A 12017-nucleotide genomic window follows, 5' to 3' on the forward strand; every position below is an offset into this window, starting at 1 on the left:
GGGGAACCACCAAGACCGGACTGCCTCACGAATTAGTAATTACGAATTACTTGTATCCCTTCCAAGCAGTGACTTCGAGTTTACCGCTAGGTTTGAAGACTACCTGGTAATGAGCTAGAGGTTCTTTGTTGTTAGGAGCTGCTACATTTGAACCATAAATTGCTTGAAACATTTTAGGTAGCGGTGTTTCCCGAAAATAGTCATAGGCAAATTGGTTAAGCGGTTCGTAGTCGGCAATTGTGCCATCTTTGTTGACAGCTACTCGATACTGCAAATCTTGCGTGAAAGTAGGAGTACCACCCCAGTTTTGCCGAATCGCCTTGTAAAGCTTTTGGTTTAAATTTTTAACTGCCTTGGGTTCAGTGATTTTTGAACCGACTACTTCAGGTGTCTTAAGGTATCCTCGCCAAGGACTAACTTCCAATACACCTTGGTTAGTAAATACTATTTTAAATTGAGCAATTGGTTCGTTGGAAACGGAAGGACGGCTAGCGGGATTGTAAAGTAGGTTGGGCAAAGGAGTTAACTCTATTCCTTGATTTGCATCTTTATTGGCTGCTTTATAACCAACGATCGCACCATCTGCCGCCACACCCAGACGATAGACTAAATCTTGTTTTAAAGCTGTGCGATTAGTCCAAGCTGGATTGATTTGATTATAAACTTGGCGATTCAACAGACGTAGCTGGGATGCATCAGTAATTTCAGGAACTGTATTTAAAAGTGCTTCTAAATCTGTAACCGTGGGTTTTGCAGCTGCTGTGGGAGTGGCAACAGCGATGGGAGTCGATGTAGGAGTCGCAGCATTTATGGGAGTTGAAGTGTCTGCGGGCGTTGTTGTAGGCGGTGTAGTAGAACTGCTGCTTGGTGTTGCAGAACTAGTTTGTTCCTCTGGTTTCGGCTGTGGAGGACGCACCTCTGGAGGCGGAATCAGACTAAAGGCGATCGCAGCAACTGCTAAACTTGAAACTCCAATAGTTGCAGGTACTGCCTGCTTGAGCAAGGCTCGATTCGCACCACCATAACGTCTAGCAACTGGTTGTAATTCTAGTGATAACTCTGGTAAAGTTTGCGTATCAGCGAAAAACTGATCTACAGCTTCCACTAAATCAAACAACTGTACCGTATTCAAATCAATTTGAATAGGCGATTTATTATAGTTAGGATTAGACTCAAAACCATCTGGCGTACTCTCAGAATGCACAATTAGTCTGTGCCGATTAGGGTCAATTTTTTGAAACTCTACTAACTCTGAGTCCTGGTTGTGTGCTTGTGGGTTCGGTACATTACTCAAAAATTCTTGGGCATAGCCACTTACTGCCCTTACCAAACTTTCAAAAAATTCTCGCCCTCCTACCAAGGGTTGGTTATGGTTAGATAAATAGCATTCTGCATTTACCAATATTGATAGTTCCGGGCGCAATTCCTGAAAGTGTGCAGCCCTTGAAGCATCACTTAAACCCTCTAAAAGCAGCGTACAGTTAGGAAGACTGTACTTACGTTGTATATTCATATAACCTCTGAAGAAACACGGGTGTAAGGGTGTAGGGGTGTAGGGGTGTAGGGGAGGAAAAAGTGTTTCTTTTATTCATAGCGGGTGGCGCGCCGCCTGTCGGCCGCTCTTAATAATCCCCCCGACTCGTATTTGAGGAGTGTCAATCTACTTCACCATCAAAAAGACTAATCCAGAATCGTTGCATTCCAGCAGTGCCAGTACAAAATAATAATTGTCCCAACAAATTGATAGCTAACTCATCTAATTTTTCGTCAGAACTTAATGCCAGCACACCAGAACGTCGGGCATTCATTCTACTTTTAAAATGCGCTCTAAACCGCTCTAAATAATTAGATAGTCGCAAATTTTGCTCTAGTGGGAGCTGCTTTTCATGCATTTGCTGATATATCGCAATCAACTGGCGGATGACAACTGTTAAACGCCGCGCTATGTAACAAGCAATTACCACTAAAGCTTTTGCTTCAATAATGGTTAACGGGCGGCGGATATGCGCTCGTCGCATGGGATTGGAGCTACGCATTCGCCACAAATTCACCCGATCTTTAACAATTCCTTTTAATTCCAACTCTTCAGCAAAAGTCAGGATAGCTTCAGAACCACCAAGTTCTAAAGCTTCAATTGCCAGTAAAATGAGATCGATTTGCAACCTGGTTCTAGGGGGACATCCCTGTCCTGCGATCGCAGGATCGGGTAAAGTGTCCAGCATCATCGGTAGTGATTGAGGGGTCGGACTATTCAACGGCGATAAGCTCGCGGAGACATTCATTCTCTAAAATACCTTGTGCGCTTCCAACAGACTAGATAAAACTAGTGCAACTAATTTAAGATTAAGTAGCTAAACAAGAACATTAGACTTTTGGCAGTAGCAGGGCTACCTGATATATATACATTACTTACTTGTTCTACTTAAAGTTTCCGTATACCTATAATTTAGGTTTTTAAATCATCAGTTTACCCTCTCTTTTGTAATAACCAGTCCATCTTTAGCTTGGTGTAGATTCTCAGTATCGTCAATGGATTGCGAAACAGAAGCTGTGAACCCAAGCATATGACATCCTGCGTATGACATTATAGTGTACGATTTTTCAGGTATCTGGAATTGGGGATTGGGGACTGGAGACTGGGTACTGGGAAAGAGATGTAGTCATAAATTCTTTAAATTCCTAATCCTCAATCCCCAATCCCCAATCCCTAATCCCTAATCCCCAATCCCCGTTTATGGATTTGAAATCTCTGATTCGTGACATTCCAGATTTTCCTAAGCCTGGAATTTTATTTCGTGATATCACTACTTTACTGCGCGATCCAGAGGGATTGCGCTATAGTATTGACTTTTTTACACAAAAATGCTCTGATGCTGGTCTGAAAGCGGATTACGTTATAGGTATGGAATCGCGGGGATTTATTTTTGGCTCTCTTCTAGCCTACAAATTAAATTCTGGTTTTATTCCCGTCCGCAAAAGAGGTAAATTACCAGCAGCTGTTCACTCAATTGAATATGAATTAGAGTACGGTACTGACTGTTTAGAAGTTCATCAGGATGCACTACAACCAGGTAGCCGAGTCTTGATTGTAGATGATTTGATTGCCACAGGTGGGACGGCAAGTGCAACGGCAAAGCTGGTGCAACAGATTGGCTGCGAATTGGTGGGTTTTGGGTTTATTATCGAGCTACGGGATTTACAAGGGCGCAAACATCTGCCGAATGTGCCAATTATCTCCCTGATTGAATATTAGTTTGGTCAATGCTGAGTAGTCAGCGGTTTTGAGCAACTAATAACTAACAACTGACAACTGACAACTAACTGCTATGACTTCTACGAGAATTTCCTTGGAGACAAGTCGCGATTGGCTAATCAGGTTCATTACGAGCGAGACTTTTATTTATGTGGTGAAACGCATATTGCAGGCGCTGCTGACCTTGTTTTTAGCATCAGCACTGTCGTTTTTCATCATGAAATTGTCTCCAGGAGACTATATAGATACCCTGCGGCAAAATCCGAAAATTTCTCCAGAGCGAATTGAGGAATTAAGGCGGCAGTTTGGTCTTGATAAGTCCTGGGTAGAGCAGTTTTGGCTGTGGCTGTGGCGAATCTTTACAAGAGGAGATTTTGGCACAAGTTTTGTTTATCAACGCTCTGTGGGTTCTCTTTTGTGGGAACGAGTACCTGCAACTTTAATGTTAGCGATCGCTTCTTTAATTTTCACTTGGGCAGTGGCTATACCCTTGGGCATCATCGCTGCTGTTAAGCAAAATCGAGCTACAGATAGAGTTTTACAGGTGATTAGCTACACTGGGCAAGGATTTCCCAGTTTTATCACTGCTTTATTCTTACTAATAGTTGCCCAAATCACCTCACCTATATTTCCAGTCGGCGGCATGACTAGCATCGACCATGCTGATTTATCGTGGTTCGGTAAAATTATAGATATTGGCTGGCACATGATTTTACCCACTATCGCTTTGAGCATCACTAGCTTTGCTGGTTTACAGCGGATTACTCGCGGTGAATTATTGGATGTTCTGCGTCAAGATTACATCCAAACAGCTCGTGCCAAAGGATTACCAGAAAATCGGGTTATTTACGTTCATGCTCTCCGCAATGCGATTAACCCCTTAATTACTTTGTTAGGTTTCGAGTTAGCTAGTTTACTCAGTGGTGCATTTATTGCTGAACAGTTCTTTAACTGGCCAGGTTTAGGAAGGTTGACATTGCAGGCAGTTATAGCTAAAGACCAGTATTTAGTAATGGCAAGTCTGGTCATGAGTGCAGTGCTGCTAAATGTGGGTAATTTGCTAGCCGACTTGTTGCTGAAAGTAGCCGACCCTCGAATTCGGTTGGAATCTTAATAGTCAGTTGTCAGTGGTCAGTTGTTAGTTGTCAGGAGGCAGAGGGGCGGAGGGGAAAGAAGAAAAACTTTTATTACACTTTTGTACCCTATCTCCTCTGCTTCCCATCTCCTCCGCTTTCCCTACTTCCCCTACTATCTCATCTCCCTCATCTTCTCTATCCATGCTGTCCGAAGTTTATTATCTGTTGCGTTCCAAATCAGATGGACGTTATCTCATAGCTCGTCCTACTGCTGAGACAGCAGGTTATTTGTTGCTGTTTCGGGAAAGCTTTGATGCTTTAAGTTATCTCAACACCCATGCGGCAGAAGTGGCAAATCGCTTTGCTGTAGAATCTATTCCTGGCACGCAGTTAGGAGGCTTGCTCAAACGTTGGGGTTTTAGCGGTGTGGGGATTGTGAGTGACCCTTTACTACCAAAAGTCGAGTTTTTACAGCACAACTGAACGGCGAATTAATTGGTGTTCAATTTAGATTAAATTTTTAATTACCCATTGATTTCTAAAGCTTTTATTCAAGAACAGGGTAATGGGCTACTCCGGCACGAGGAACAACTCGTTACCGAAGAACTGACAAGAAGAGGCATCCCAATTACTTTTTATACTGAAAAACGTGTTCATAGAAGACAACTTTCACTCGATCGTGAGTCTCTAGTTGTTGGCGATATGCCATGTGTTTTAAGCGCACTAAAACAGCTTGGTATTCCAGAACCTCTGCCTAATGATTATCCCGCTTCACTTGGGGATTTCATGCACCGTCGTACATGGACATCTACTCTACAACAGTTGGAGATGGGATTTCAAAATGGTAACTATCCTCCAACATTTGCTAAACCCGCTTTACGTCATAAACGCTTTACAGGTTGTGTTTTTGAATCAGAATATGACTTTTACCGAGTTTATGGCGTGTCGTGTCAAGAAAAGCTGGTGTGTTCAGAAGTAGTGTCTTGGGTGAGTGAGTATCGAGTCTATGTTGTTCACTCCCAAATCAGAAGTATTGATTGCTATGACGGTAACGCCAATATTTTATTAGACATTGAGAAAGTTCAGTGCGCTATTACAGCTCTTGATAATGCAGGCGAATCCTATGCAGGATATGCAATTGATTTTGGAGTTTTAGATTCTGGACAAACTGCTCTGGTAGAAATGAATGATGGTTTTGCTATTGGAGCATACAAAATCGATCGAAAAAGTTACACTGATATGATTTTGGCCAGATGGCAAGAGCTCTTGTCTCTCACCTCCAATTATTTCACTTCTAGCTAGCTTTAGCTATGAAGATCGAATTGTTCTAACAATGTTTCAACACTAGCATTGCTATCTAAGAAAGAAAATAAATGCCAGTAGCGAAGTTTTCCTTCTTTATCTAATACGAACTGTGCTGGCAAAGTTGCGCCTAATGCTTGTCCTACTTGATAAGTACGAAACACGCGGCAACTTGGGTCACTCAGCAATGGCATTTGTAAGCCTAAATCCCTCACTACTATTTGACTTTGCCGCTCATCGGTACTAGTAATCATTAAAACTTTTATGCCACGATTTTTAAATTGCTCGTAGTTTTCATTCAAAGCTTTGATATGAGGATAGCAAAAAGGGCAATATTGCTTTTCAGTAAATATCCGTGTAAAGGCAAGTAAAACTGGTTGTTTTCCTCTATAATTTGATAATTTTACCAAAGTTCCATTAGTAATGTCTGGTAATTGAAAATCTGGTGTTCCTACATCCAATCTGAGTTTATTTGTAGCCGGTATTGGCAGAAAATTGCGAAAGAAGCGCTCATTAAATAAACCACTAAAATCAGTTGAAGTTAACATTTTTTCTCCTAATTTATATATTGCTATTTCTAATTCGAGGCAACACAGTTTATTAGGGGTAGATACATTTGCCTCTACTGCATATTGTATCCAAACGCCAACCGCTATCAAGATGAAATGACAAAACCACAGATTTAAACTGCCATTAACACTGATTTATATCTCTGTGTTTATGTGTGTTTATCTGTGGTTCTGATTGCTTTTGCTCTCAATTCTAATAAACTTGATTTGAAAATTAGGCAGAAAGCAAGAAAGTAGGGCAAAGGAACAGAGAAAGAATAATAACTCTTAACTTTGCGCCTCAAAATTTTCTAGACAGCAGAGAAGTAAACTTTGGACTTCACAGGGTCAGGAACCATTGTTTGATCGCCTGGTTGCCAACCTGCTGGACAAACTTCGTCTGGGTGAGACTGAACGTATTGAATTGCTTGCAATGTCCGCAGGGTTTCATCGACGCTGCGACCAAAAGCTAAGTTGTTGATGGTGGCGTGCTGTATGATACCATCTTTGTCGATGATAAATAGACCGCGCAAGGCAATTCCTGCTGCTGGGTCTAGGACGTTGTAAGCAGCGCTAATCTCTTTTTTGATGTCGGAGACTAGAGGATAATTCAGGTCGCCGACACCACCAGACTTGCGATCGGTTTGAATCCAAGCGAGGTGAGAGAATTCGCTGTCTACGGAAACCCCAAGGATTTCCGTATTGATTTTCTTAAATTCATCGTAGCGATCGCTAAACGCTGTGATTTCAGTGGGACAAACAAAGGTAAAGTCTAGAGGGTAGAAAAATAGGACGACATACTTGCCACGATAGTCGGACAGTTTAATCGTCTTAAATTCCTGATCCACCACAGCCGTTGCTGTAAAATCGGGAGCCTGTTGACCAACGCGGAGGCATCCTTCTGTTCCGTAAGTGAGGGACATTAACCTAATTCTCCTTCAACTTCTATTTTTTTAGTAGCGTTGGAATTCGGGTTAGGTAAAACTCACCCATCCACGCTGTCACCCGTCGGGTACGCAGTCTCTTAGGTCGGGCTAACCCAACATCAGGACTGTCTCACAGTTTGATTACGATCTGTTACGACTATATCATAGTCATAACGATTTTGAGTAGCAAATGGCTGATTTAGATACAAGAGAATGGTTACTCACAAATGGCTTAGGAAGTTTTGCCAGCGGTACCGTTTCTGATGTTCGCACCCGCACTTATCACGGTTGGCTGTTTGCCGCTACAAATCCGCCTTCTGGACGTACCTTGTTGCTTTCGCACCTAGAAGCTAGCTTGGAAGTATCCGGAAAAGTTGTAGCACTGGGGACGAATTTTTGGGGCAACGGTAAGATTGAGCCGATAGGCTACCAACTGCTGCATTCTTTTGATGTTAATCCTGTTCCCAAATGGATATGGGGTGAAGATACCTGGCAATTAAGCAGGCAATTAGTCATGCCCTATGGATTAGAAGAGAGCAGGGAATGGAGAGCAAAGGAGCAGGGGAGCAGGAGAGAATTAAAATCTACACTCTCCTTTGCCCCTCCGCCCCTTCACCCCTCCGCCCGATTTTGCCATCGAATTTTAATTCAGTATCGCTATGACGGCACAGATATTGGGATTTTAAGGCTGCGACTATTGATAGGCGATCGCGATTTTCACCACCAGCAAGCTGCTAGCCCAGGTTTACAGTTCTCGCAAATGCTTGGCGAACAGCAAGTCTGCTTACAAGCAATTATATCTGGGCATTTTGGCACACCCTGGCATTTGCGCTGGACGCAAGGAGAATATCAACCAGACGCAGTTTGGTACTGGAATTATGAGTTGCCAGAAGAGACGCAGCGAGGATTAGGCGATCGCGAAGACCTCTACAGCCCCGGTTATTTGACAGTTGCTCTCCGTCCGGGAGATACAGTGACTTTAGAAGCACGGATAGGTTTTCCCGACACTCAGCAAAGTATACTCACTTCCGAAACCTTTGCAGCAGCTGTAAAGGCAGACCAAGAAAGGCTTTGCCAGATTTTTGGATGGAATCAAGGGGGGACTGAGGAACTCGCGGCTCCCTCTGAAGATAAGGGGCAATGGGAAACTCGCGGCACTCTCTGGAGATTAGAGGCAATCGGGGCTAGTGACAAGGAAGATAAAGAGAATAATCAATACCCAATACCCAATCCCCAGTCCCTAATTTGGCAGCAATTATTAAAAGCAAGCGATCGGTTTATTGTTTATCGAGCCTCAATTACTGGTCCCACGGTTATTGCTGGTTATCACTGGTTCAATGACTGGGGGCGGGATACCTTGATTGCTTTACCGGGTTTGACATTAGTACCACAGCGCTTTGACCTGGCAAAAGGGTTGTTGCAAACTTTTGGGCGTTACTGCCGCCAAGGTCTAATTCCCAATGCCTTTCCCGATGCTGACGGCGAACCGTTTTACAATAGTATTGATGCAGCGCTGTGGTGGATTGAAAGTTTAGGGCTTTACTTGGAAGCCACTCAGGACTGGCAATTTTTGGCAGAGCAATTCCCAGTTGTGCAGCAAATCCACAAAGCATTTATTGGTGGTACACGTTTCAATATCCAGGTAGATGCTACCGATGGGCTAGTTGGTTGGGATGCCAGCGGTGTAGCCCTTACCTGGATGGATGCAGTGGTTGGGGGGCAGCCTATTACACCCCGTCGCGGGAAGCCAGTAGAAATCAACGCACTATGGTATTCTACTTTATGTTGGATGAGTCAGTGGGCAGAACAATTGAGCAAACTGAAGTTGGGCGACCCGGTGCGTTTGACAAAGCAGGCACAGCGTTATGCTCAGCAAGCACAGCAGGTTACTGTCTCCCTACAAAAGTTTTGGAATCCCCAGCTAAACTATTTTTACGACAGTATTGAGCCAGACGATCGCCGCAATTCTCAGATTCGTCCTAATGCTGTTTTGGCCCTGTCCTTGTACCATTGTGGATTTGGGCAACAGCAGGGATGTGCGATACTCGATTTGGCAACTAAGCATTTGCTTACTCCATATGGTCTTCGCAGTCTCGACCCGTCCGACCCAGAATATATAGGAAAATATATGGGTAACCTTGAAGAGCGCGATCGCGCCTATCACCAAGGTAGTGTCTGGTGTTGGTTAATTGGTCCTTTTATCCGTGCTTGGCAGCGTTTTTACCCCAAGCAGCCACTGCCTTTTAATTGGCAACCTCTATTGGTACACCTTTTATCTGATGGTTGTCTTGGCTCTATTTCTGAAATTTTTGACGGTGATGCACCTCATGCACCCAAAGGTGCAGTTGCTCAAGCTTGGTCAGTTGCTGAAGTCATCCGCCACATGAAGTAATGCTGAGGAGGCAGTACGGTGAGGTAGCCCCCATCTTGGCGGTTCCCGCCTTTAGTGCAGCGAAGTGCGAGTCTTCTCCCAAGGGGCGACGCTAAAAGCGTTAGCGAGTCTTCTCCCAAGGGGAGACGCTACGCGAACGAGTGTCACGAGCGTCACCTGGAGCGAGGTTTCCTGCATTGTAGCAACTGGCGTTGCTGAGTTAGGAGGAGTGCAAGGTATTGCGCCCGTACAGAGTTATGGAATGATGAATTTTCGAGTAAAAACTGCCCCCTATAGAGCAATTGCTGCGGCTCTAAAATACTTATAAATCGCTATTGTGACTTTTAAAATGGCTCAGGTCTGACTTGAACAGACGACCCCAGGCTTATGAGTCCCGTGCTCTAACCAACTGAGCTACTGAGCCTAATTTTTCAATCCTTTCCTAAAATAGCATACAAATTTGATTATGACGAGTCTCTTTGATAACTAATTTTCGATAAATGGAGGCAACCGATGAAGGCTAAGGTGAAATACCCTCTTGAGGGATAAAGGGTAGGGTTAAAAGATTTCAAAGGGACTGGGTATTAGGTATTGGAAAATATTTTTCTAGTCCCCAGTCCCCAATGCCCAATCAATAAACTTGATGTTACTTCCAAACTTATAAGGGGAACAATAACCACAAAATATCATCAGGGATAAACTACTTATGTCCTTCAAAATCTTGAGTTTGGATGGTGGCGGTATGCGCGGAGTCATCGCAGCACGCATCCTTCAAGAAATTGAGCGTCAAATTTACAAAAGCAAAGGTCAGTCTTTACACGAATATTTCGATCTGATTGCCGGTACTTCTACTGGCTCAATTTTAACGGCAGGCATTGCTAGTGGAAAAAAGAGTGCCGATTTGATTCAACTTTATAAACAGCAGGGTAAATATATATTTCCGATTCCAAAAAAAGACCATTACAAAATAATCCCGCCTATTATCCGACCGCTTTTTCAAGTATTTTCACAGCCTAAATATTCTCATCAGGGATTGATTAATGTCCTCCAAAATGAGTTGTCGTACAAGAGAATTAAAGATATTGAAAGACCGATAATATTAATTCTTGCTTATGATACGCTTTATCGGAACACCACATTTTTTACCAATTGTCATCCCGACCAAGGAGATCGATGGTACGATGACTGTTATTTATGGGAGATATGTGCTGCTTCTTCTTCAGCTCCCACTTTCTTTCCCCCTTACAAATTAGAGCCTGTTGATAAAGAAAAGTTTGGCCATTGGGTATTTCCATACATTGATGGGGGAGTTTCTGCTAACAATCCGACTTTGGCGGCGCTTAGTCTAGTCATGAGACTCAGTCAGTCTTCAATCTCTCCGACAATCAAGCAAAAATATAACCTAGATAAACTTAAGCAGTTGGAAGATATTGCTATCTTATCTATTGGTACAGGCCAAACTGGTGAACCATATTTATTTGAGCAAATCAAAAGTTGGAAGAGCTTAGACTGGGCGCAACATCTGACTGATATTTTTATAGAGCCTACATCTGAAATTAATAGCACAATTAGCCGCCAAATTATGGGCGGATACGAGTCTAAACGTTACTTGCGTCTTCAGTTTGACTTGAATGAGAGATTTAAAGCTAAACCAGGTGAGACTTATAAAGATACTCGCACTTTATTGCAGCCAAAGGATCGATGCAACAAATTTACAAAAACCTACATTAGTGAAGAGATAGATAACGCTAGAGATGCAACGATTGAAAAGTTAATCGATACTGCATCTAAATTTATCGATGAAGGTTGTACATACTATACCAGAGACAATTGCGGGCCTCGGGTGAAGGATGCGATCGCTTCTTTTATTGACGCTAACTAGTGTATCCACGGTGAAATGTCAATAATAGCTACATAAATAAATATAAGAATATCTTTTAATTAAAAATCAATAAATTAATTTATCTCATATAGCTATAATTAGCGGTTTTTTCTGTGTAGTTCTGAAGCTGACATGGGAATACTAAGTACCACAGATAAGTCAGACGACAAATATCAAAATTGGTAATCGTTTAACTTTTTGGGATGAGCTTTTGGTGTTTAACTATCCGGATTTTTCTTCTAAATAACTGTAGAGAATTAATAGGGTTAAGTAAACGGGCAACTTTCTATGAAAACTCTGTTTTATACATATAAAAACTTTATATGCACTTAATTACTAAGCTCTTAAAACAGGTTTTTAAACTTCTGATTACTTTTTGTTACCAGAAGTGATGTTGCTAGAGAGCTTATCATTACTCGACAAATAAGCAGCTACTCAAACAAACTCAAGAACTAATTTCCACAGACAGTCAAAGCAATGAATTAATAGGTACGACCATACATAGTGCAAGTAGAGGAAAAAATTTACCAGTATTTACTGGATACTCCAATTCATTTACGAGCCTTATCAAAAAGATCATCTACCGAAGGACAGGGTTATGTCAATTCTCATTTGAATTTTATTTCTTCTGAGTACAAGTGTTCTAAAAATCTAGCGAT

10 protein-coding genes and 1 tRNA gene are annotated in these 12017 nt (G+C 42.4%); 6 read left to right on the forward strand and 5 right to left on the reverse strand.

All coding sequences use genetic code 11. The annotated features are described in order from the left end of the window. Positions 1-46: 46 nt before the first annotated feature. Together RMY31_RS07700 and RMY31_RS07705 are read right to left on the reverse strand one after the other, a co-directional pair. A complete protein-coding gene (locus tag RMY31_RS07700) occupies positions 47-1513 on the reverse strand; it encodes a DUF4335 domain-containing protein (RefSeq protein WP_322662264.1) in 1467 nt (488 codons plus the stop codon). Positions 1514-1655: 142 nt separating this feature from the next. Next, positions 1656-2282 carry a DUF3038 domain-containing protein gene (locus tag RMY31_RS07705; RefSeq protein WP_322662266.1) on the reverse strand — a complete coding sequence of 209 codons (627 nt, stop codon included), beginning with the start codon at positions 2280-2282 and terminating at the stop codon, positions 1656-1658. Between the two features lie 452 nt (positions 2283-2734). Here RMY31_RS07705 and RMY31_RS07710 point away from each other — a divergent pair, with 452 nt between their 5' ends. The 4 genes from RMY31_RS07710 (at position 2735) to RMY31_RS07725 (ending at position 5631) form a co-directional block, all read left to right on the forward strand. Further along, the gene (locus RMY31_RS07710) at positions 2735-3253 is read left to right on the forward strand and encodes an adenine phosphoribosyltransferase (RefSeq protein WP_322662268.1); all 519 of its coding nucleotides are present in this window, start codon (positions 2735-2737) and stop codon (positions 3251-3253) included. A gap of 73 nt (positions 3254-3326) precedes the next feature. Further along, positions 3327-4367 carry an ABC transporter permease gene (locus RMY31_RS07715; RefSeq protein WP_322662270.1) on the forward strand — a complete coding sequence of 347 codons (1041 nt, stop codon included), beginning with the start codon at positions 3327-3329 and terminating at the stop codon, positions 4365-4367. Positions 4368-4530: 163 nt separating this feature from the next. Continuing rightward, on the forward strand, positions 4531-4812 hold the full coding sequence (locus RMY31_RS07720) for a hypothetical protein (RefSeq protein WP_322662271.1): 282 nt from the start codon (positions 4531-4533) through the stop codon (positions 4810-4812). Positions 4813-4860: 48 nt separating this feature from the next. Continuing rightward, positions 4861-5631: an ATP-grasp domain-containing protein gene (locus RMY31_RS07725; protein WP_322662273.1), complete on the forward strand. Its 771-nt coding sequence runs from the start codon at positions 4861-4863 to the stop codon at positions 5629-5631. Between the two features lie 2 nt (positions 5632-5633). Here RMY31_RS07725 and RMY31_RS07730 read toward each other — a convergent pair whose 3' ends face one another. Both RMY31_RS07730 and RMY31_RS07735 read right to left on the reverse strand, forming a co-directional pair. Further along, positions 5634-6179: a peroxiredoxin family protein gene (locus tag RMY31_RS07730; protein WP_322662274.1), complete on the reverse strand. Its 546-nt coding sequence runs from the start codon at positions 6177-6179 to the stop codon at positions 5634-5636. Positions 6180-6490: 311 nt separating this feature from the next. Next, positions 6491-7102, reverse strand: coding sequence for a peroxiredoxin (locus tag RMY31_RS07735; RefSeq protein WP_322662276.1), 612 nt, complete (start codon positions 7100-7102; stop codon positions 6491-6493). A 193-nt stretch (positions 7103-7295) separates the two neighbouring features. Here RMY31_RS07735 and RMY31_RS07740 point away from each other — a divergent pair, with 193 nt between their 5' ends. Next, positions 7296-9497 (forward strand): amylo-alpha-1,6-glucosidase, encoded by a 2202-nt coding sequence (locus RMY31_RS07740; protein WP_322662279.1) that lies wholly within the window; start codon positions 7296-7298, stop codon positions 9495-9497. Between the two features lie 329 nt (positions 9498-9826). On the opposite strand, the gene RMY31_RS07745 is transcribed toward RMY31_RS07740, so the two are convergent. Beyond that, positions 9827-9900, reverse strand: a tRNA-Met gene (locus RMY31_RS07745). Positions 9901-10182: 282 nt separating this feature from the next. On the opposite strand from RMY31_RS07745, the gene RMY31_RS07750 reads away from it, so the two are divergent. Beyond that, on the forward strand, positions 10183-11358 hold the full coding sequence (locus RMY31_RS07750; RefSeq protein ID WP_322662281.1) for a patatin-like phospholipase family protein: 1176 nt from the start codon (positions 10183-10185) through the stop codon (positions 11356-11358). Positions 11359-12017: the final 659 nt, after the last annotated feature.

Source organism: Dendronalium sp. ChiSLP03b (genome assembly GCF_034531165.2).
Lineage (GTDB): Bacteria > Cyanobacteriota > Cyanobacteriia > Cyanobacteriales > Nostocaceae > Dendronalium > Dendronalium minutum.